This window comes from Exiguobacterium oxidotolerans JCM 12280 (assembly GCF_000702625.1).
Lineage (GTDB): Bacteria > Bacillota > Bacilli > Exiguobacteriales > Exiguobacteriaceae > Exiguobacterium_A > Exiguobacterium_A oxidotolerans.
The window spans coordinates 1,965,801-1,988,691 of record NZ_JNIS01000001.1 but is presented as its reverse complement, the minus strand read 5'-3'; the positions used below and the strand labels follow the sequence as shown (position 1 = coordinate 1,988,691).

19 protein-coding genes are annotated in these 22,891 nt (G+C 46.0%); 2 read left to right on the top strand and 17 right to left on the bottom strand.

Annotated features, from left to right (window positions below; translation table 11 throughout):
• Positions 1–3: 3 nt before the first annotated feature.
• The 11 genes from P403_RS0110120 to P403_RS0110070 all read right to left on the bottom strand — a co-directional run bounded on the left by P403_RS0110120 (position 4) and on the right by P403_RS0110070 (position 12,505).
• Positions 4–1,998, bottom strand: coding sequence for a beta-galactosidase (locus P403_RS0110120; RefSeq protein ID WP_029332523.1), 1,995 nt, complete (start codon positions 1,996–1,998; stop codon positions 4–6).
• Between the two features lie 27 nt (positions 1,999–2,025).
• Positions 2,026–2,811 (bottom strand): carbohydrate ABC transporter permease, encoded by a 786-nt coding sequence (locus tag P403_RS0110115; protein WP_029332522.1) that lies wholly within the window; start codon positions 2,809–2,811, stop codon positions 2,026–2,028.
• Between the two features lie 13 nt (positions 2,812–2,824).
• Positions 2,825–3,208, bottom strand: coding sequence for a carbohydrate ABC transporter permease (locus tag P403_RS16860; RefSeq protein WP_338042118.1), 384 nt, complete (start codon positions 3,206–3,208; stop codon positions 2,825–2,827).
• Positions 3,157–3,615 (bottom strand): carbohydrate ABC transporter permease, encoded by a 459-nt coding sequence (locus P403_RS16855; RefSeq protein ID WP_235195195.1) that lies wholly within the window; start codon positions 3,613–3,615, stop codon positions 3,157–3,159. Before P403_RS16855 ends, P403_RS16860 begins: the two co-directional genes overlap by 52 nt.
• Before the next feature lie 74 nt (positions 3,616–3,689).
• Positions 3,690–5,000, bottom strand: a complete 1,311-nt coding sequence (locus P403_RS0110105) for an ABC transporter substrate-binding protein (RefSeq protein ID WP_029332521.1) — start codon at positions 4,998–5,000, stop codon at positions 3,690–3,692.
• Positions 5,001–5,029: 29 nt separating this feature from the next.
• Complete coding sequence (locus P403_RS0110100) at positions 5,030–5,512, bottom strand: hypothetical protein (RefSeq protein ID WP_029332520.1); 483 nt, start codon at positions 5,510–5,512, stop codon at positions 5,030–5,032.
• Positions 5,513–6,059: 547 nt separating this feature from the next.
• Positions 6,060–7,220: an ROK family transcriptional regulator gene (locus P403_RS0110095; RefSeq protein WP_029332519.1), complete on the bottom strand. Its 1,161-nt coding sequence runs from the start codon at positions 7,218–7,220 to the stop codon at positions 6,060–6,062.
• A gap of 147 nt (positions 7,221–7,367) precedes the next feature.
• Positions 7,368–8,072: a hypothetical protein gene (locus tag P403_RS0110090; RefSeq protein WP_029332518.1), complete on the bottom strand. Its 705-nt coding sequence runs from the start codon at positions 8,070–8,072 to the stop codon at positions 7,368–7,370.
• Between the two features lie 354 nt (positions 8,073–8,426).
• Positions 8,427–9,278, bottom strand: a complete 852-nt coding sequence (locus P403_RS0110080; protein WP_029332517.1) for an MBL fold metallo-hydrolase — start codon at positions 9,276–9,278, stop codon at positions 8,427–8,429.
• Between the two features lie 74 nt (positions 9,279–9,352).
• Positions 9,353–12,022 (bottom strand): MMPL family transporter, encoded by a 2,670-nt coding sequence (locus P403_RS0110075; protein ID WP_029332516.1) that lies wholly within the window; start codon positions 12,020–12,022, stop codon positions 9,353–9,355.
• 39 nt (positions 12,023–12,061) lie between these two features.
• Positions 12,062–12,505: a MarR family winged helix-turn-helix transcriptional regulator gene (locus P403_RS0110070; protein WP_029332515.1), complete on the bottom strand. Its 444-nt coding sequence runs from the start codon at positions 12,503–12,505 to the stop codon at positions 12,062–12,064.
• Positions 12,506–12,654: 149 nt separating this feature from the next.
• Here P403_RS0110070 and P403_RS0110065 point away from each other — a divergent pair, with 149 nt between their 5' ends.
• On the top strand, positions 12,655–12,849 hold the full coding sequence (locus tag P403_RS0110065; RefSeq protein WP_029332514.1) for a hypothetical protein: 195 nt from the start codon (positions 12,655–12,657) through the stop codon (positions 12,847–12,849).
• Between the two features lie 61 nt (positions 12,850–12,910).
• Here the strand turns inward: P403_RS0110065 and P403_RS0110060 are convergent, their stop codons facing one another.
• From P403_RS0110060 to P403_RS0110050, 3 genes are all read right to left on the bottom strand, one after another.
• Positions 12,911–13,360 (bottom strand): universal stress protein, encoded by a 450-nt coding sequence (locus P403_RS0110060; protein ID WP_029332513.1) that lies wholly within the window; start codon positions 13,358–13,360, stop codon positions 12,911–12,913.
• Positions 13,361–13,396: 36 nt separating this feature from the next.
• Positions 13,397–13,846, bottom strand: a complete 450-nt coding sequence (locus P403_RS0110055; RefSeq protein WP_029332512.1) for a YflT domain-containing protein — start codon at positions 13,844–13,846, stop codon at positions 13,397–13,399.
• 122 nt (positions 13,847–13,968) lie between these two features.
• Complete coding sequence (locus P403_RS0110050) at positions 13,969–14,697, bottom strand: hypothetical protein (RefSeq protein WP_029332511.1); 729 nt, start codon at positions 14,695–14,697, stop codon at positions 13,969–13,971.
• Between the two features lie 114 nt (positions 14,698–14,811).
• Here P403_RS0110050 and P403_RS0110045 point away from each other — a divergent pair, with 114 nt between their 5' ends.
• Positions 14,812–15,444, top strand: coding sequence for a FusB/FusC family EF-G-binding protein (locus P403_RS0110045; protein WP_029332510.1), 633 nt, complete (start codon positions 14,812–14,814; stop codon positions 15,442–15,444).
• A 43-nt stretch (positions 15,445–15,487) separates the two neighbouring features.
• Here the strand turns inward: P403_RS0110045 and P403_RS0110040 are convergent, their stop codons facing one another.
• The 3 genes from P403_RS0110040 to P403_RS0110030 all read right to left on the bottom strand — a co-directional run bounded on the left by P403_RS0110040 (position 15,488) and on the right by P403_RS0110030 (position 22,774).
• Entirely contained in the window at positions 15,488–17,014 is a 1,527-nt protein-coding gene (locus P403_RS0110040) for a GGDEF domain-containing protein (protein ID WP_029332509.1), read from the bottom strand.
• 189 nt (positions 17,015–17,203) lie between these two features.
• The gene (locus tag P403_RS0110035; RefSeq protein ID WP_029332508.1) at positions 17,204–19,744 is read right to left on the bottom strand and encodes a HAMP domain-containing sensor histidine kinase; all 2,541 of its coding nucleotides are present in this window, start codon (positions 19,742–19,744) and stop codon (positions 17,204–17,206) included.
• A 153-nt stretch (positions 19,745–19,897) separates the two neighbouring features.
• On the bottom strand, positions 19,898–22,774 hold the full coding sequence (locus P403_RS0110030) for a S8 family peptidase (protein ID WP_029332507.1): 2,877 nt from the start codon (positions 22,772–22,774) through the stop codon (positions 19,898–19,900).
• Between the last annotated feature and the right edge of the window lie 117 nt (positions 22,775–22,891).

Sequence of the window (22,891 nt, the reverse complement as noted above, 5' to 3'; positions counted from 1 at the left end):
TCCTTACGTCGTCAGAATCAGTGTCGCAAGCGGTGCGAGTGTCACTGTTCCACTGTATGTCTCTTGCGTCGTCAGCTCCTGATATGTTCCGTCGAGCGTGACTTGTTTCGGTTCTTTTGTGTCATGGTTCATCAGGAAGACGAAATCGCGTGTTTCCCCGTGACGGCGAACGACTTCGACCTGGTCCGGCACTTCAAACGTCTCGATTCCTGCTTCTTCAAAGGCTTGCGCGTAAATCGTATCAATCATCGCATCATCGATTGACGCTCCGATGTACGTCACCGTTCCTTTATATTGATTTCGTGTGACAGCTGCGACCCCGTCATAAAATGTATCGCGATACACGGCGAGCGGCTCTGCCGTCGTCGGTGTAATCAAATCGCACCACAGCCGTGCCGGTGACGATTGTCCGCTGAAAGCGCCGATTCCTTCGACACGATTTTCCTGCACAGCCTGGAGGGATTCATATTCATCGATTTCAATCCCTGCGTATGTCGCGAATTTTCCAGGCAGTGTTTTCGGGATGACATTGTTATGCGGATCCTTGACACCTGTCCGGTACGTAAAGATGACGTGGCCACCTTGTTCCATGTAATCAATCAGTGCTTGATCGAACGTCGGGTTCGTCAGGAAGTACAGCGGCACGATGATCAGTTTGTAGCCGTCAAGCGCGTCGCCCGGGAAGACGATGTCCGTCGCAACCTGCTTGCGGACAGCCCCGCCATAAAAACGGACGAACTCGGTCCGGAAATCAAACGCATCGCTATGTGGTTGATGGGTCCAGGCCCAAACATTTTCTTGATCAAAATAGACACCGACATCCGCTCGATACGTACTGGCATTGATCTCGTCACCAAACGTATTCAGTTCCGTCATGATCTGTTTGACTTCAGCAAATTTCCGTTTCGGTTTCCCATCGTGGTCGATGATGCCGTGACAAAATTCTTCCGTCCCGAACAAGGCGGCCCGGAAGCGGAAATAAACGATCGCTTCCGCACCACGCGCGACGGCTTGATACGTCCAGAGGCGAATATGACCCGGGCGTGGTAAGTATCCGATTTTGCTCCAACCTTGTGCGCCACTAAGTTGTTCCATGACCCAAAAGCCTTTGCCCTGTTTCGATGAGCGGCAGAGGTCGTGATCGCTCGCCATCTTCTCGAAACGGTTCGGCTCCGGTAACCCACCCCAGACGGGATAGTTATCAAACGAGACATAATCAAGATCTTGCGCCATCTGTTGTTGATTCACAGCCATATCGCTGTAGACGAGGTTATGTGTGATGAAGGCATCCGGATGGATATGTTCCCGTAAGGCATCGACTTGCAGCTTGTTGTAATGGGTATACCCATCGGCACAAAACCGATCAAAATCGACGAGCAGGGCCGGACTATGTTCTTGGTAGACCTTACGCGGGACGGGGATTTGTTCCCATGCCGTATAGGTTTGACTCCAAAAAACCGTTCCCCATGTTTCGTTTAATGCGTCAAGCGTGCCATAGCGGTTCTTGAGCCAGATCTGGAAGGCAGCCCGGTCGACATCACTGTAAGAGCGGTCCGACTTTTCATGACCATATTCATTATCCGTCTGCCAACCGATGACACGCGGATGTTTCCCGTATCGCTTCGCCATTTCTGTCGTAATCGCAACGGAGAACTTTTGATACGTCTCACTGTGAACCGTGTAGTGACGACGCGCGCCAAAACTGATCGTCACACCGTTTTCGTCTGCCGGCAGAATCTCAGGATAGCGGTGACACATCCAAGCGGGTGGTGTCGCCGTCGGTGTCCCGAGAACGATATCGAAGCCCGCGTCACTGAGTCGTTCGACGACGTCATCCCAAAAGCCAAAGTCATAGACCCCTTCTTCCGGTTCCATCATCGTCCACGCGAATTCTGCGATTCGGACGACATTGACCCCCAGCTCTTTCATCAAACGAAAATCTTCCTCCCACAACTCACGTGGCGTTTGTTCCGGATAATAATCGACTCCTAAATACATGCTGCTCCCCCTGACTCAAAAAACAAATTATTTTACTGCACCAGCTGTCATTCCTTTTTGGAAGAAACGTTGGAAGAAGATATAGAACACCATTGTCGGTAAACTGATTAACACAAGTGACGCATAGATTTTACCCGGATCGCCGCCAAGTGCATCCTTGAAGAAACTCGGTGCCATCGTGACGGTCTGGTAAGCAGGATCCGTCATGAAGGTTAAGACCATCAAGTACTCGTTCCACGAGTTGAGGAAGGCATAGATCAAAGCTGTCGCGAGCGCCGGTTTAGCGAGCGGCAACATGACTTTGAAGAAGACTTCTAAAATCGTCGCACCGTCGATATAGGCCGCTTCCATCAATTCGTTCGGCAGTTCGTCAAAGTACCCTTTGATGAGCATCAAGCCGAACGGGAGGAAAAACGCAACTTCCGCCCCAATCAATCCCCAATGATTGTTCAGTCCGTCAAATGAACGGAGCGTAAAGAACAAAGGGACGATCATCGAAGCAACCGGTAACATTAAACCGGCGAGGACCATGTTGAACATGAGACGCTTTCCTGCGAACTCGAGCTTTGAAAAAGCGAACGCTGCAAACGCAAGAATCGTGATTGAGATGATGATCATGAAGAAAGCAACAAAGAAACTGTTGAAGACGAACGTTGGGAAATTCGGGTTTTGTAACGTCGCGATATAGTTCTCAAATCCATTGACACGTAAGCTCTCCTTGAACATGACAAAGATTGGGAACAGCCAGACGATTGAAGCTAAGGCAAGGACAAGGTTGATTATCCAACGACTCTTTTTAGATTCTACATTCATGGTACGTTCCTCCTTAGTTATCCATTTTCTTTTGTATCCGTAATTGGAAGTACGTGATCAGCAACGCGATTGTAAGTAGCACGATGGCAACAGCACTCGAGTAGCCGACTTCCTGTTGAAGCATTGATTTTCGGAATAAGTAGGTCGAGATAAATTCTGTGGACGATCCCGGTCCGCCGGCAGTCGTGATCCAGACTAAGTCAAACGTCTTCAGTCCACCGATGACACCAAGGATCGATAAGGTGAAGGTCGTGCCCTTTAAGTTCGGGAAGACGATGCTCCACAGTGTCCGGAAGAACCCTGCTCCATCAATTTTTGCGGCTTCGAAAATTTCTTTTTCAATCGTCAACATCGCCATGTAGTACATGACCATCGATGACCCTGTCCACTGGAAGATGTTGATCGCGATGACGGAATAAAGCGCGATATCCGGATCGCCGAGCCAGTTCTGCTCGAGGCTCCCAAGACCGATTGCACGTAAGAATTCGTTGATGTAGCCAAAAAGGTGTTTTTGAGCGAAAGATAAAAATCCGGATCTCCGAACATTTCCGCATAGTTTGAAAGTCCGACGAACGCTTTATCAAACGAAATTCCGTCCCATGAGAAAAACGAGTTATAGGCATTGTAGAAAATCCCGTAGTAAATGAAACTGACGACGAAAAGGACGATTGGTGCGACAAATGCCCAACCGACCATATTTTGTTTCATCTTGCCTTTTTTTCTTGGAGCAGGTGAACGTGTCGCTGCTGGTTTTAACGGCTCTGCTTTTGGTTTAATCGGCAATTCCTGACGCTCTGTCTGCATGTTGATTCCTCACTTTCCTCTTTTCCAAAAATCAGGAAGTGATACGCCAGGCGCATCACTTCGCTGTCTACTGCTTATTTCGCCGATTTATCCGCTGTATCTTGCACACGTTGAAGTGCTTCTTTCGGATCTTGACCTGTTGCGATATTTTGAAGTTCCTTCCCGAGGATATCGTTCAATTTCGTATCCCGGATTCCGCGGCTCGCGACTGCTTCAGCAAGCGTATCATTCAACATTTTGTATGATTCTTTTTCACCTTCCGTTGTGAAAGCTGAATCGGAATCAATCGTGACATCTTTAATTCCTGGTGCCATCTCGAACTCGCCCATGTAGACTTCTTGTCCTTCACCTTGACTCATGAAGGCGATGAACTCTGCTGCACCTTCTTGTTGTTTCGACTCTTTATTGACACCAAGCGCCATATCGATTGAAGCGATGATCGGTTGTTCTGTTCCGCCTACGAGGTTAGGAAGTGGTGCAAATCCAAGCTCATCGTCAATTTTCCATTTGTCTTTTTTCTCAGCCGTCGTCATCGAGTGTGCTTCCCATGAACCGATGACCCACATCGCAGCTTTTTTATCGAAGAACTGGTTCATCCCGTCATTGTAAGTCGCAAGACCAAGCGCTCCTTCTTGGAAGACTTTATCTTCGAAGAGGTCTTGCCAGACTTGTGCTGTTTTGACCATTTCGTCATCTGTCCATTTTGCTTCACCCGACAAGACTTTTTGAATATAACCCGGTGCGACTTGGTGACTGAGGACGTTGTAGACATCGATGTCGATCCAAGCATCTTTTGCTCCGAGCATCAATGGAATGACTTTATCGCCAGACGCTTTGATTTTTTTGACGGCATCGACCGTTTCTTTATAGTTCTTAGGTGGCGTGACACCATATTTATCAAGCATCGTCTTGTTGTACATCAAGTATGCTTGTCCTGTGAAACCGATTGGGACTGCGTATTGTGTCCCGTCAAGTGTCGTCTGTTCAATCCCGAGCTCGACGAATTTATCTTTCCATCCATCTCCGGCTGCTTTATCCATATATGAATCGACCGGTACGACACGATCTTTATACTGCTGAATCATCGGTTCTTTTAAGCCAATGATGTCTGGGCCTTTACCTGACAACATTGCGACTTGAAGTTGCTTTTCATAGTCTTCACTGTACCGTTTGAATTCGACTGAATACTTGTCTTGCGATTTATTGAACGCATCGACAACCGCTTTCCCAGCTTCAGGTTGTGGTGCCCAGCCCCACCAGGTAACGATTGTTTTACCGTCTTTTGTTGTCGTCTGTTTTTCATCTTCGCCACCACAAGCTGCGAGTAGTGCTGATAATGTAAGAACCGATGCTGCCGCTAAAATTTTCGATTTTTTAAATTTCATCTGATTGATCCCCTTTTTATGTGTAAGTATCATGCGTATTTTTGACCGTGTTGCCCTTCCAGTTTCGCTTGTTTGCACCAGTCTTCCATCACCGTTTGGTCAATTGGCATTCCCTGTAGCCGAATCAACACGCGGGCAATCAAACGTAACCGATAATCGAGTGTGTCGACTTCGCGAGCGACAAATAAGTAAAACTCCCCGCCAAGTGTCAAGCAGCCTGCCGTCCGCATTTGTTGCATCAATGCGCGTAATTCGATGTATCCGCTCTCATTTTTTCGAACATGCAGTTCTGAGGAACGGATTGTCAATACTCCTTGCACGGATGACATCCGGAATTGAAAAACTCCATCTTGTCGCGGACGGACGAGCACGATGTCTTGGTCCGGTGACCGTTCATCCCCTAATTGTTGTTCAGTCATCCGCTGCGTTTGACGATCATAGTAAAAGCCGCGGATGGCCCCGTAACGCCCAAAAGCTTCACGATAGGAAACCCACGGATCTTTTGTTTCCATCGGCGCGTTGCTTCCTTCTTTCCGTTTCAGCTCGACTGGTCTTCGCCAGTCCGCATCCACCTCCACCGTTCACATGAACTTAGTAAATTAAATTTATTATCTATCTTTAAAAAGACTATAGCATATCGATTCTATGATTGTAAACGTTTTCATAAATTATTTTTTGGAGTTATCTCGAGATTGCTTGAAGTCCTAATAACTGAGGACGTTACAAAGCGTCTTTTTTGTTGCTTTCCTCGGACGAGGCCCCAGCCGTTGCTCCTTGGACAACGAGCAGAGTCTTGCCTGCCTCTGAAAGTGCGTTAAAAACGCACTTTTTCCCGTAGGAGTCAACGAAACGTGACGCTTTTTAGGTAATACCGCGAGAGAAATCCAGGCGCGCAGACGATTTGGCGCGCAATCCGTCTTGAATCGCTTTAGGCCAATTGCCGCTTTGAAGATGAAGCGAGAACTGATTGCTTCTCGTTATCGCATTTTCATTCTTCATAAGATTTTGCCTACAGTCAAAAAAACTACTTCCGTCATATCGATGGAAGTAGTTTATACTTTAAATCGTTTGAAAGACACTATTTGTCGCTAAGGCAGCTGCACTGAGTGCACCTTGCTTTTCACTCCACGGAACCATTTTCACGTCCGTATGACGCGAAGCTGTTGTCAGTGCCGTATGCGCGACCCGTTCTTTAATCTGCTCGACGATGCCCGGTGCGCGTTCAAACATCGGGCCGCCTAGTAAAATCCGTTTCGGGTTCAACAAGTGAATCGTATTCAATACCCCGATTCCGATATATTCACCTGCCCGGTGATACGCACGGATTGCTTGTTCATCCCCTGATGCTAGACGACTTCGAAGTTCTGTTAGTGTCTGTACTTGTGGATCAATGACTTCAAAATCGCGCAACAGTGACTTTTCGCCTGCCAATGCCTCGAGGCATCCCCGGTTCCCGCAGGAGCAAATGGGTCCATCTAAATCAAGACGCATATGCCCGACTTCACCGGTGATATGGTTTTCTCCATCAATCAGCTTCCCACCGAGAACGTATGCCCCACCAATCCCTTCTCCCGCGTAGAGATAGAAGAATTGATCGACACCGACGCCCTCACCAAATAACAGTTCAAACGAGGCGAGTGCCCGGACATCATTCTCAATGAAGACGGGATAGGGAAAGCGTTCTTCTAAATGTGTTTTTAATTCAACATCATGGAGATGGAACCGAGGTGCGAATAAAATGACACCTGTTTCCGGATTGACCATCCCGTGGACAGAAATCCCGATGCCATGAATCGTCCCGACACCTTTTGTCGCTTCAATCAGTTCTCCACACAGTTGACTGACGGCATCAATCATATCGTCATTCGTATCAAACTGTCCGAGTGATTCGACTTCATGGATCGTATTTCCACTCAAGTCGGCGATGACACCGATGAAACGATGACTCGTCGCATCGATTCCAATGACATATTGTTCCGTCGCAACCAATTCAAGCATGATTGGTTTGCGTCCCCCATTCGAAACTCCGAGTTCCCGTTCCGTCACGAGACCATCGGCAATCAACTCACTGACGATGTTCGAGACCGTCGGCTTCGTCAAATTTGTCCGCTGGGCAAGTTCGACTCTCGAAATCGGCTGATGCATTCGAATCAGGCGTAACACAAGTGCCCGATTGTAGGAGCGCATCCATTTTGAATTACGTGGTGTCTCTTTCGTCATGCTTCCCCTCATCCCCTCTAACCTTCTCCTTCCTATCTTCGCACATTTTGTAAGGGATTTCACTGTCCCGTTTCAACCCTTTTCTTCAAACCAAAAAATGTCCTCTTCACTGGCTTAGCAAAGAAGACGATTCTACATCTACACATGTCATGCCTCATCGTACGGTTGTTCAATGACTAAAATCCGACTGCCATCTGGATTCTCTGTCAATTCCATCTCGATGATGGCTCGTCCGACTAACAACACGGTCGGTAAATCGGGTGTCGCCTGACGGAAGAAGCCGACGTGCCCTTGATAGGCATCCATATAATCAGCAAATAAAAACGTCCCGTTCACATGAAGCTCATCTTGCTTTGGATTGAACTCTAAACGCGGAACCCCGAACCAAGCTTCCCCATTTAAATACAATAACGGTTTTTTTCCAATCCCTTCGTTTGTCGCTCGACGCACCTCGATTGCTCCTTTCGTCGCATAATATAGTCGGTCATCCCCTCTCGTTGCGATGACGATGGGGTTGCCTTGATACAATACGATTTCAAGAATCTCATCCGCCTGTTCGACATAATATCCTGACGCGTCTGCTTGCGCGAAACTAATCGTGTACAGTTGAATCCAGGCGACGACGTCTGTTACTTCGACCGGCTTCAAAAACAACGCGGAGACGAGATACGTCTGCTCCGGCATCACGATTAAGTTGACACATATATCTGCCAATTGAATCGTTCGTACTTGTGTTGAAGGATACATTTCTTCGTAATCTTTCATAAAAATCACTTCATAATAATGCGTCGTCTCCCGGAGCTCTCTCCCAGGTAAACGACGATCAAAGTCGGCAATCTGGATGCGTTTCATGTTGTGCCTCCTCTGCAAAAACCTGTAAGTGTCTCATGGTGATTATTACCCAAAATTTGGTCTCTTTGCACTCCCCTAAAAATCAAAAAATCACCTCCCGATTTTTTCAGGAAGGTGACGCGTCAGATTGTTCTTATTGGAGATACAAGTCATAGAGGACATAGAGCACTAGCGCAATCACAAAGACGAAAAAGAATTTTCCCGTACCAAAAAAAACACGGTCGCTTGTTTCGTTCCGATTATTTTTATCCGGATACATTATACAACTCCCTTTCTCAACTATCCAATTTTTCTCATATTGAACAATTTCGCCTTTGGCGGCATCAATTCCTTCCGAACTGACAATCGATTGCTTTAAGATTTCATCCCGTTCGCAAAAAAGACGAGTGTTTCTTCTTCGTCCGTCGTTAACACACGGTCGACCGTTTCTTTGTATAACCGACGCATCTCTGAAATCTTCCCACCTGCTCGCTCCGTCACATCCATCGCCTGACGTAACATCGCGACTTCTTGTTCGAACACTTCGCGGGGCATCGCCTCACCATGCGACCAGACATAATACGCCGCATCATACTCCGCGATTGCATCGAGTAGCAACGTCATTCGCTCGACCGTATAGTTCCATTTCGCCGAAAAGATATCGGCATACATCGCGTCCCCTAAAAATAAGACACGTTCTTCCGGTATGTAAACGAGCAGACTACCGGGTGAATGATCGTTTTCAACTTCTCGTAATATACAGTGTACGCCCCCTAAGTCGACGACAAGTTCTCCCTCGAATTGAATATCTGGCAATTGTACTGCTATATCACGTGTCGGACCAAACTCGAGCTTGATGGCATCGGCACAAAACGGAATCTCGATTCCCTGCCCAATCCGCGCTTCAAGTGCTTCATCTGTCCAATCATAATCAAGCATCTGTTCAATTCGCGCGACTGTCCGCTTCGTCGCGATGGACGGTACGTTCATTTCTTTCAAACCAAAAATATGATCCCAGTGCCAATGCGTCAATGCCAGTAAATCAGGTTTTTTCAAGCCCTGTCGCTCCACTTCTTCTAAAAACAGTGCCGCATGCTGGCTCGAGTTTCCTGCGTCAATCATCAGACTGCGTTTTGCTCCGACAATCAACCCTAAAATCGGTCGATCCGTTTCACTGACCGGTGTTTGATACCACACACGGTCCGTCAATTGATTGAATTGTTGCATCTTCATCGCCTCCTGCTTGTAGTATAACGAAAAAGCCCATCCGGATGACGCCCGGATGGACTAGTTTAATGCCTTTACTTCTTATTTTCTTTTTGACGGAAAGGCCACCAGACACCTGAACCGAACGAAACCGTAATCGCTGGGATCAAGAGCGGTAAGACAATCAATCCATACAAGAGAAGACCCGTGATGACAATCGTCGCGATTTGAACGAGACTGAGGACACCGGATGGCATCATCGCACCGAACGTACCGGCGAGAATGATTGCTGCCGTAATGATGACCGATCCCATTTTTTTCATCGAGATGTACATCGCTTCTTTCGTCTCAAGTCCGTTGATCGTTTCTTCACGGAAGCGATCTAGGAGGAAGATTGAATAGTCGATGCCAAGTGCAACGAGCATGACGAAACCGAAGAACGGAACCGCCCAACTGATCCCGTCATACCCAAGTCCGTTGACGAAAATCAACTCTGCAATCGAGACCGACGTATAGTACGTCAGTAACAATGAACCAATCATGAACAGCGGCATGATGAACGAACGGAACATGATTGCGAGGACGATGAACAGACTCACGATCATAATCGCGACCGTCCGCGAAAAGTCCGCTTTTGACGTATCATTTAAGTCACTGTTGATGCTTGAAATACCACCGTAAGCCACTTTCGCCTCTTCGAGTGGCGTATCTTTTAACGTACTCGCAGTCGTTTTTTTAATCGCCGCGACTGTTTCGATCGCTTTTGGCGAATAGGGATCGTCGTTTAAGATGACTTCAAACTTCAATCCTGTTTCGTCATCAATTGCATATCGTTCGATGACCGGTTCAAACTCTTTATTCGTTAACGTCTCTTTCGGAATAAACATTCCGGTCCCGCGAATCGTTTTCGAATCGCCCATCTCAGTCAGAATATCCGCTACATCCGTTAAACCGTCTTCGATTTTTTGAAGACCGTCATTTGCCGAACCGACACCGTCCGCAAGTTGCGTCAAGCCACCACCGAGCTGTCCAGCTTGTGCACCTTGTTGTTCAATTCCTGTCGCCGCTTGCGCAATCCCGGTTTCAATTTGCGTCAATTGTTCCGATAAAGCGGACAACGTCCCGACCGCTTGCGGTATGTTTTGTGTCGTTTGCAGTCCTTGACCGACAGCGCCGAGCTGTTGATTGATTTGACCGAGACCATCTGCTGCCTGTTGCAATTGTGTTGCCCCAGCCGTCGCTTCGTCTCCAGCCGGAAGCTGTCCACTGATCGATTGAAGGTTTTTTTCGACTTCCTCTAGACCTTGACTGACTTCACCAAGACCCGCATTGGCATCTTTGACTCCATCTGCAATTTGCGCGAGTTGGCGGTCGACGTATAAATCGGGGATGACCTCACCCGTTGGTCTTGAAATCGACCGAACGGATTTGACACCATCCAATTTGACGAGCTCACGACTTAACTGCTCCGCGTAAGGGAGCGTTTCTTCTGTCACGATGTCTTTATCGTCCTTTAAGATGACGTTGACGGGGAGCGATTCTCCCGCACCAAATCCGTCTGAAATCGCATTTAACCCTTTGACGGTTTCGTATTTTTCTCCAATCTCATCGACTGTATTGAATGAAAGATCGTCATCATACGTAAAGAGCGTCGGGACTGTAATGACAGCGACGATTGCCATCGCGAGCAATGGACGGCGAATCGATAATCCGCCGTAACGTGCCCATAACTTACTATCACGGTGACTCGCGGCACTTTTCGACGGCCAGAATAATTTTTCTTTTAGCGTCGCCATGAAGAATGGAACGAGTGTAAACAGGACGAGCAGTAAGACGGCAATCCCGACTGCGACTGCAACCGATGATTTAAAGATCGGGAAATCTGCGAATCCGATTGCCGAGAAACCGACGAGAACGGCAATCCCACTGATCAGCAATGTCCGACCCGCTGTTTTATACGTGTTGACGATTGCCGTTTCGACGTCATGTCCAGCTGTCAGTTCTTCTTTGTAGCGGCTTAACAGTAAGATACAGTAATCTGTCCCAATCCCGAATAAAATCGCGACGAGGAAGATTTGTGTGAAGTTCGAGACCGGGAAACCGAACCAATCAACAAAAAACGCCACAAACGATTGGCTCATCAGGTAGGTTACGCCGACTGCAAGCAGTGGAACGAACGGTGTGACGATCGAACGGAAAACGATGAGCAATAAACCAAAAATCAAACCGACAGTAATTAACTCCGTCCGTTTCAGTCCTTCTTGCGAACTTTTGTTGACGTCCGCATTAATCAGCGATTCACCTGTCAGATAAATCGTCCGGTCGTTCGGAAGGACATCCGCCCGGATTTTTTCCGCGAGCGCTGTAATTTCTTCTTGCGACCCGTCCACTGTAATTGGAACGAGCACTGTTTTTTTATCTTTTGAGACGAGTTGTCCTTCCGTTTCCTCACTTTCAAACGGATTAAGGACACCGGTCACAGGTTTGTCGAGTTTTTCTAAATCCGTCACGATTTGACCGATGTCAGTGCGGTCAGACGCTGAGACCTTGTCCTTTAACGGGATGACGAGCGAAATGGTTTCTTCGCTTGCACCAGCTGCCTGTAAAATATCTGCTGCGCGCTGCGAGTCTGCATCACTTGCGAGTTGAATCGCTCCCGCATCTTCTGCTTGTTTCGATAAGTTCGGTGCCGCTAAAAATAGACCGACTGTCGCAATCAACAAGACGATTACGATTGGCCAGCGCCACTTGACGATTTGTCGCATGCCTTCTCCACCTCTTCTAGTTCTATTTTTCTCTGCTGCTTAATCTTCAATCTTTAAAATCGATTTGACCTTTTTAAACGTTTCGATAAACTGTTGAATTTCATCGTCCTCGACCTTACCGTCAATCAATTGTTCCAAATAGAGATAGATTGCCTGGTTCGATTCCTCGACGACATCGTGTCCTGCTTGCGTCAAAATGATTTGTTTTGTCCGATGATCATCTTCCGCCCGTTCGACTTCAACGAGTCCTTTTTCATTCAACTTTTTCAGACGGTTTGAAATCGCGCTTTTATGGACACCTTGCATGACGGCGATTCGTCCTGAAGCAATCGGTCCGTACTTACCGACGATTTTCAATAAATGAAGTTGCTCTGGAGAATACAAACGCCACACGGGAGATTCAACGGACTTTAATACGCGTTCCGTCCCATGAATCATGACTTCCTCAAACAGAAGGACGGCTTCCCGAAGATTGTCTTTCATTTTAGTTTACCTCCTAAACTGTTAGTGTTAGTTTAGCCCCTCAACTAGCTGACGTCAACTTCAAACTGTCACAATTAGGCAGACAGACGCAATCAATGTTCGATATGATGAAAGAGAGCTCATGCTTGGTACATGAAGGAGGTAACAGAATGACAGCTTTATTTTGGATTGCCCTTGTGATTTGCATCATTGGACTTATTTTTACACTCATGGTCGGACGTAGCCGCAATGAAGAAAGCTACAGTAACAAAACAACTGCTAAAAACATGGTTTGGATGTACTTGATTTTACTACCGGTCATCTTAATCGTACTTGGTGTATTTTATTACCTGCTAACAAAGTAACCTAAAAAAGATAAGCGATCTCTTAAGCTACTATCGTTAAGAGACTGCTTATCTTTTTTGATTAATTTAACGTTTTTGGACGGACGATGTAAATGTCGCATTTCGCATAACGGGCAATGTTTTCAGACACACTCCCAATCATGATCCGTTCCATCGCGTTCATGCCGACAGCCCCACAGACAATCAGTCCCGCCCCGACACGCGGTGCAATCACTTTCGGGATCAGCGTCTTCGGTGACCCTGTCTCGATGACGAGCTCGACTGCATCCACCCCGGCTTCATGTGCCTGTTTTTCGTATCGTTCAAGTAATTCTTGTGCATACTCTGTCACGTTTTGGTCAATGAAACGTTGGTTGGCACGGACATTTGCGAACGTCTGAATGTCGATGACATGTGTGATGACGAGCTTTGCATGATCAATTTTTGCAAACTGGACCGCTTTATCAAATGCCAAGTCTGGCGTCTTTGATCCGTCTACTGCGACTAGAATTGTATGGTAGTGGCTGTCCATCATGGTTCACCCTCTCCACTCAAACAAAAGCAACACTCATAATTTATCGTTGTTTTCGTTCTCCAATGCCCTGTTTTCATGATCAAGTTTCCGTTCTGCTTCGATGCCTTCCGGCTCCGTCTCCAAGATACTTTTAGGTGACGGTGTCGGTCGCTCCGCACCTTCTCGATCCGCAAACAAAACGTAAGCACCATGCCGGACACCGACGACATGACGTTCGATTTCATCGTCCGCTAGACCAAGTGACGTAAATGCTGTTCGAATTTCCTCTTCTGTCGCCGGCTTTCCAGTAAAACGCTCGAACAATGTCCGTTTACCCGTGACGAGTTGTGCTGCTGACTGTCCCCGCAACATCGCCATATCGGTTTTATCCTGTAAGACGACATATAAATCTTCCTCAAGATACCCTTTAAAATGTAAATCTTCAATATCCCGAATCAATTCGGTTTCATTTTCATACGTTCCGATAAATTGTTTTTTCCCCATTTGACTGTGTCCCCCTTTTTAACTTCTATTTTTTTCCCCATTTGACTGTGTCCCCCTTTTTAACTTCTATAAGGGATATACCCGAAAAAACGAAAAGCAATGATTCAAACTGTCGTTTTCTTTCAAGAAACTGGTGTTTTTTGTTCTGAAAAAATCTTTTGTCGTCTCCGAAAGACCACTACTGTAACGATTGCGACTGCCACCGTCGCAATCACGGTAATCCATTCCTGTGTCCAAGTGAGACGATCGTTAAAGAACAGCCCACTATAAAACCAAATCATCACTACACCAAACACCCAATCCGAATGGAACCAGCTGAATACGAGTACACCACCGGCGAAAACAATCAGCATGATACTCGTCCAAAGCGAGACACTTAAACCAAATAGTTCCTCAAACCGGAAATCACGTAAAATCCGAAACGGTAAAATTAAGATTTGAACGCTCGACCAGGCTAGAAAGACAGAAAAAGGCGAACGCATCCAAGGTGAACGGTTCGGATGCTGTTGAATTTTTGAATAGATGAGACAAAGACTTATGAAAGAGACTGTCATCAACACGAGTTCCCACGGCGGACCTACAATCGAACTTGCTCCGAGTCCAATCATCGTCAAACTGAACCATCCACTTATATCAAGTATCAACGTTCGATCGGCCGGATAAGAGCGGACTGGACGGATGCACCAAATCAGGAGTGTCGTATACAGAACACCGAGGACAGCATCAACGAATGGTGCCGGCATGATTGCTAACGGTAACTCGGTCGGCGTCTTATACCACACGACACGAGCAAGTAAAACGAATAAAAACGATGAAAAATTGAGTAAACGAAGTCCCGTCAGTGTCAACATCTCGCGTCCACCTCCTTACCTATTCTTTCCCCGACGTGACATGCTCGAAAACAAAAAAACTGTCTTCAAGAAACGGAATCAGGTACGATGGAAAGATAAAGGAGCGTTGATTATATGCAACCATTCATCAAGCCCCACCAATATAATTTCATCCGGAATCAAATTGAATTATTACTTCAACAATTAACGACCGTGAATGACCCTGATGTCCGTGATGCCGTTTTGTACAGCGCAACGACAAAAATCTTCGACATCATTCCCGTTCTGTCACCGGAACAAGAGGAACTTTTGATGACGATCCGGAATCAAGCTTCAGAACAGCAGCTGTTCACGTATCTCGATCAAATCGAACCGTTCGTCGAGCCATTTCCAGCGATTACAGTTGCCGAAATCCAGGCACTCTTTCCAAAAACAAAAAAACTCCATCTTCCGCCCCTCGATACGATTGATTTTTCAGCGACGACGTATTTGAGCTGGAATGATACGAGCAACAAAAGGAAATTTTTTGTTTATCCGCTCGATGGGACGTGGATTGGACTCGAGAGCAGTTATTTACCAAACATTCAGCATGGAATTTGTAGCCTCTGTAAAACAAACAATGAGGTCGCGCTCGTCTCGGTCCGAACAAATAAATCAGCTGATCATTATCGTGCTGTCGGGAACTACTTATGCATCGACAGCGACCAGTGTAACGCTTCCATCACAGCGATTTCTGATCTCGAAAAATTTTTAGCAAATGCTAAATAACTGCAAAAGCGAAGCCACCTGTTTTCCCGGGAGGCTTCGCTTTTTAATCAGCTTGTAGATAGAACTGGTTTTTCCCACGCCGCTTTGCTTCATACATCGCAACATCCGCTTGTTCGATCAACGTCGTCCGTGACGTCGCATGCGTCGGATAGATCGCACACCCGATGCTCGCTGTCATGAAGACCGGGGTCTCTTGAAGAATAAAGGGTCGTTCAAACAATTGTACGAGTACTTGTCCACACTCTTCAATCACGTTCGTTTCTTTCACGTCAAATAAAAGGACAACGAATTCATCGCCCCCTTGACGGGAAATGACGGTGTTGTGTGGTAATTTTTTCTCAAGACGGCTGGCAATATCAATGATGAGTTGATCGCCGATTTGGTGACCATACGTGTCATTGATTTGTTTGAAGTGATCCACATCAATAAAATACAAGGCGGCTAAGCGTTCATGTATTTCTGCGCGACGCAGCTCTTCTTTAAAGAGACGGGCAAACAAATACCGGTTCGGCAAATTCGTCAATGCGTCGTGATAAGCCATGTGCTCCATTTCTTCGAGCGCTCGCTCCAAGTCCGCCGTCCGCTGGTCGACTTTCGCCTCCAAGTTTTCCCGAAGGCGTTGATTGTCCATGACAATACGAATTTGTCGCGAAATCAACAACGGTGTCGCAATCATCAGTCCGATGGTCAAGCCGTTAAAGGTGACGGCTTGGCGCGCCATTGTGATAAATAAAATCAACAAGAAAATATAAGGCGTCACTAAACGTACCCAATCCAGCACGCGACGATTTAGCATGAAATCGAGGGACCGCTCATCTGCATCAAATAAAATCGCGGCTCCCCCTACTGTCAATGTCGTCGCAAGCCAAACCGGATCAAGCCACATCGCAGACACCGGGAAGTCCGCCCGGTATAAGACGACATACAAGAGGTCAGCTAATAGTTGTAAGTGAAAACCTAATAAGACGAGCAACAACGATTTACTGTTGCCTCGTTTCATCACGCCAAAGAATAAGATGATCATTCCTCCTAGGAGTAACAAATCACCTAGCGGATAACGAATCAAAAGTAAAGTTTCTAAGTCAAATCCGGTCGCATTTTCTAAATAGGGTGTAATCATATAGTGCCAAGATATCGATCCTGCAACAATCAAAATAATCAATTCATCGAATAAGAAAAATCGCAGATTGATTTGCGTACGGCGGTTGAATAAAAAGTAACAAAACGCAATCAAATAAAAGATGATTTGCAAGCTGAAGACAAAATCAATCCAGTCGAATGGTCCAAGGCGTTCAGCCCGCTGAATTTGCAAAACCAATTGACCTACTTCACCGGCAATCAGAGCGATATTTCCTAAGAGCAATAAGAAAAAAAGTCGTTGCGTAAAGGAACGAGTGGGATGTTTATAAATCGCCAGTAGGAGCATTGCAGACGATAAAACGGCACCACCCGTCGTAAATAGACTATTACCGATTCGTGCGAGATCGGAGGACGTTCCTACGATACCTAACCAGCTAAAATGACTCACAATCCAAGCAATTATCAAAATATAAATTAATTTTTGTCTCACTTCGTCCTCCTCCCTTCAAATAGTTCTAATGTCCTATATTCTATCGGTCAAAACAATATATTTTTAACCTTCTTTTCTTATTATATTCAAAAAATTTTTTATTTTCCTCTATTCCGCCTATCGAAGTATTTGGTTTGGTCGACCCTAAAAAATGCTTGCTCGAATGAACGAGCAAGCATTTTCGTATTTTTAAGATGGAAGTACGCTAGACACTGGAAGTAGAATCGTAAATGTACTGCCTTCGCCTTCTTCAGATTCAACGTGGATCGTTCCATCATGTTCCTTGACGATTTCTTTACAGATTGATAATCCGAGCCCCGTTCCACCGATACGACGCGTATCGGAATTGTCTACGCGATAAAATTTATCAAATAGATGAGCAAACGCATGATGCGGTATGCCGATCCCTTCGTCAATAATATGAATGATGACATTCTCATCATCCAAATCCAGAACGACGTCAATTTCTCCACCATCCGGTGAATATTTGATTGCATTGTTTATTAAATTACTTAAGAGCTGTTTAATGCGATCTTCGTCAGCATGAATGGGTGGCAATTCTTTATTTAAGAGGCGTAGTCGAATCGAGTGGCGCACACTCGACGTCTCATAAATTTCGACGACTTGTTTCGTGACAGTATACAAATCAAGTGTCATCTTTTGATAGAGCTGCGCTCCTGATTGCATCCGTTGAACGTCTAAGAAGTCTGTCACTAAGTTCGATAAACGACCTGTTTCGTCATGAATCGTTGCTAAATATTTTTTTTGCTTCATGACATCGATTTCACGATTCAACATCAACTCCGTAAATCCATAAATGGATGAAAGCGGTGTCCGTAACTCATGGGAGACCGTTGACACGAGTTCTGTTTTCAGGCGATCCGCCTCTGTTTCCCGGGTAATATCACGAATGACAAGAATAACACCTTTCCATCCGCCTTCAATATCAATCCGCTCTGCATACACTTCAAGGTGTGCTGTATTGTTTCGCACATCGAACTGAAACTTATCCGGGGGAACGATGCCTGAGCGAATTAAAGTGACATACTCATCAAATACGTCACGATCGTCTACTACACTTCGCATCACTTCAATCACATAGGACCCGGATGATAAGGTCCGGTCACTCGTGAACTCCGATTGTAATTCTGGAATCAGGTCAAACAGTGGACGGTTGACATACAGTTCGTCATTTCCGTCTTCTAGGTAGATGATGGCCTCACGAATCGAGTCTAAGACTTGTTCCGTCTTTTTCTTTTCTTGTTTCATCTCTTCATACGAACGTGTCCGCAACAGAGAGAGCGTCATTTGTTGGGAGAAATCGCGCATATCAAGTAGCTGTTGCTTTTTGTAAGGCGACTTGTATCGGACTAAATAAACTGCTGCCATCAACTGGCCACTTGCCGGATCATAAATAGGTAGTGCCACTTCGTGTGTACTAAAACTGTACGGAATGTCCGCTGTGCGGTCGACACGTTTTTCAGATTGAACAATCTGTTTACCTAACAGCATCCGGCTTAACACAGACGTGTCGTCAGTTCGTAAGGCTTCCAGGTGAGTTTGTTTCATCCCATTCGTCGTCGCCCCGATGTACATGCCTGCTTCATAAAGCAAAAGCGCTCCGTACTCCGAAGACGTGATATCAATCATTTTCTGGATGATGGATGGATAGGCTTCCATCGTTTCTCGAACAGCTAAGGCTTCCGTCAATTCACTTCTGAGCTTTAATTTTTCTTCATTTTGTTTCGTTGCTTGGTAAGCTTCTTCTAACTCTTCTTGTTGCGCTTGCAATTCTTCTTGTTGTGCAAGCAATTCTTCACTTTGCGCTTGCAACTCTTCATTTTTCCCCTGCATCTCATCTTTATGGGCATTCGTCGTCATCGCCATTTGATTGAATGAGGCCCGGAGTAGACCGATTTCATCCGGACGTTGTTGTGCCACTTCGTCTATTTCAATCGGTTCACTCCGTGTTAACTTTTGATTGTCGTCAATTAAGCGGAATAACTGCTTTGTTACCCGACGAATGAATGGATGAACGAATAAGAGAATGAAACTGATTAAAACAAAAATACTTGAAATCCAAATCCATTGTGTATTCGCAACTTCCGTCCGTAATTTTAAAACGGCTGCTTCTTGTTGTTGCTGCAACGTGTCACGGTATTCCTCGAGTGCTGATGATGCTTTTTCAATGTCTGGTGTGATATCAATCGACCCGTCTGCCGTCGGTTTGATTTGGCCTTGCTCGACAAGACGTTGTGCGATTGGTAACGAAAACAAACTATCGCCTTGTAAAAAATCTTCATTGATGCGATTTGCTTTTTTCTCCGTTACGTACGATTGCGTCAGCGGGAACAATGCCCCGTAATATAAATCATACAAGTTCAACATTTGCGCTGAGAATTCTTCTTCTTGGTCTGTTTCTGCTCTGCGTCCAAACCAATCCGTCTCACTTTTGATTTCAGTCCGCAAAGCTTCGATTTCATCAAATCGTTCTTGATCTCCAAAAATTACGAATCCGCGTAACCCGAATTGGACGGTCTGCCAATTATCCCAAAGCGTATCAGCCCGTCTGTTTTTTTCACTAATCGTCTCAAGATTACTTCGGGACGATTCGATTCGTGTCTCCATATAGTCATACACAAAAAATGATGTCACCGATACTAATAGTAATACTACATAAAACACCGCTAACAACTGGCGTCCGATTCGTCTCCGAATCCACTTGATCATAGAATATCCCCCTCACCATCCCCTGAAGGATGATGCCTTTTTTGAAATTGTTTCAGTTACTTAAAAATAGCATAATCTACCGAAAAATACCTTAAAAATAATTAACTACAAAAAATCCTCCTCCAGATGACTGGAGAAGGCCCGTTCAATAGATTATTTCTTTGCTTTTTTGACCGTGACCGACGTCTTTACACTTGTCTGTTGATGCGCGTTGACAAGATAAACGGAAAGTTTCGTTCCTGCTTTTTGTTTTGCGATTTTTACAGAGAACGTTCCTTTTGACGTGACGGCTCCTTTAGCGATGACTTTCTTTTTCGCATTTTGTACGTAGACGCGCGTTTTTTTCTCACCTGTCCCAGACAGTTTCGTCTGACTACTAGTGATCGCTTTGACTTTTGGTGCCGCAGGTGGTGCCAAAACCGTTACGACAGTGGGTTTACTTGAACGTTTTGCGATATCAAGCACCGTCACACTGAGGCGCGCTCCAGCTGTTTGTTTTGGTACTTTGACGCTGAACTTACCTTTGGCATCGACCATGCTTGTGGCAACCGTCTTATTCTTCGCGTCCTTCATGACGATTTTCCCATTTGCACTGGCTGTCCCTGTCACTTTCGTCGCGCCTGCGAGTACAGGATTCACTTTCGGTGCAGCAGGTGCTTTCCCAGGCAATACTTCCGTCCGCTCAGATGTAACATCCGTTCCATTCGCATAACGAATCGTCAAGACCGTTTCTTTTGTTTGGCGTGGAATTTGAACGGAGAACGTACCAGCTTTCGCTACCGTCGAAGCTAAACGTTTTGTTGACCAGACTTCTACTTTTGTGCCCGTCTTAACAGTCCCGCTGACAACGAGTTGATTGTCATAGACCGGTTTGACTTTTCCTTGTAAATGCAATTGTGAGATGGCACGCAAAATATTGATTTTCCCGTAACCGGATACCGGACTGACGTAGGCCGGAAGTTTTTCTGGCGCTTTACCAGGAGGATACTCGTCCTCCATATCCTCTTCATCATCCTCATACCAATCATTCGGATTTTCGAAAGCAAGTGGTTCTGCACTCGTTCGTAAGATATTTTCGATTTCTTTTGGTTTCAGTGTCCCGTCAAGTGACGCCAAGATACCGGCGACTGCAGCAACGTGTGGTGATGCCATACTCGTTCCATCCATGTAGACGGTATTACCGTCCGGGACGAGACTTGCGATTTTTGATCCTGGTGCTACGACGTCAAGCCCGAAGCCGTAGTTGGAATAGTCAGCGACCATTCCGAGTGGATTCGTTGCTCCAACGGAAATCGCATATTCTGAACTTGCCGGGAATCCGACATAACTGTCATATTCATTCCCAGACGCCGCAACGACTGTGACACCGTTGTCCGCTGCGTACTTCATCATGTAAGCCATCGTTCGACTCTCGCCGCCACCGAGGCTCATGTTGATGACTTTTGCTCCGTGATCGACAGCATATTTAATCCCGAGTGCGATGGCATCTGTTTCGCCTTCACCATTTGCATTCAACACTTTAATCGGGAGAATTTTAGCAGATTGGTGAATCCCGCGAATGCCATATTCATTTTCGAGTGCTGCTGCGATAACGCCTGAGACGTGTGTCCCGTGACCATTGTCGTCAAGGGCATCTCCTTGTCCGTTGACATCGACATAGTTTTTTTCGTTCGCGATGTCGACTTTTCCTTGTAAATCTTTCAGGCGGTAATCGACGCCTGTATCGATGACAGCAATCGTCACCGGAGTCAGTGTTTTGCTGATTGGACTGGCGACGAATTGTTCAAAACCGATTCCGACATCCGGTAACTGTTCGACGATCGCATTTTTATTTAGCGCCCACTGGTAGTCATAGTTGATGTCCCCTGTTGCGCGGTACGTCTGAATTTTCTCGACATACTCGACGGCAGAAGACCGGCCAAGTGACTGTTTCAGTGCCGTTGCGGTTTGACTTTTGACTGTCGGATCTTCCGTAACAATGACGAAGTCGCCCGCCTTACCAAGCGATAAACGCTCAACATCTGTCGCCTTAGTTCCAGCAATCTTCATCGACCGATTCATCTGACCCGGTTTTAATTTAACGATGAACCGTGTTTTTTCTTCTGATTGAATCGTCATTCCGAGTGAACGGAACGTTTCACTCAGCGTGCTTCCACCGAGTGTTGAAATTTCCATCTTTTTCGCATACTGATTGATTTCATTCGCGATGACTTCTGGTGACGCGTCACGTGTTAATTCAAACAGACGATTGACCGCCTGCTGATCGGCTTTTGATAACGTATACGTCGTCCCGTTGACGAGCGCCGTCATCGCTGGTTTCAACGTCTTCAAGTCTTCTGCTGCTTGCGTGCGCTTATCTTTATTAAATAAAATCGCTTTGACGACGTAGGGTGACGCTTTGTAATACAGCGACGTCAAGCTGCGTCCTTGCTCCGATTGACTCAACACTTGTTTTTGAATCGCGTGCATCAACGCTAGCATTGGCTTTTCTTCAGTCGTTTGCTTCAACGCTTCTTCCGCGGCACAGCTAATATCACTGATTGGTTCGTACTCGACTGCCAGTTTGACATCGTTGTATGTCAGTTTAACGTGTGCTGCTTTCGTCGTTTTGCCTTCTTCGATGTTCGGATAGTAATCGACTTTTATATAATACGGGCCATCCCAAGCGTAGGGAACCGCCAGTTTCATGGCTTCTTTTTCATTCGGTTCAGCGTAGCTCCGGTAACGATCGAATGTTTCATCTTTCGCTGCCATTTCTTCACTCGGATAGGCGGTCACTTCGATCGATTGATCCGTATCAAGTGATAATTCGAAGTGCGATGCCGTTTTTTCGATTCCTGCTTGCTGTTCGACCTTATACCAATATGTATTCTTTTCATTCGTTCCTGTCTCAAGGACTGTTTCTTGCCCAACCTTCAATTCAATCGCCTGTCCGAGTTCGTCCGCTGCTACCGTCTTCGTAGCGAGTGGTCCCACTCCAAGTGTCAGAATGAGGCAGCTCAACATGAGCCAAATCGTCAACTTCTTCACTAATGTTCCTCCTTAGAAAAATAAAATCGCACTTTTCTCAAGTATAAACATTATTTGGATAAATATGATAATTTTTTCGTTATATTACCTTACAATTTCGAAAGAAAAAATATTCAC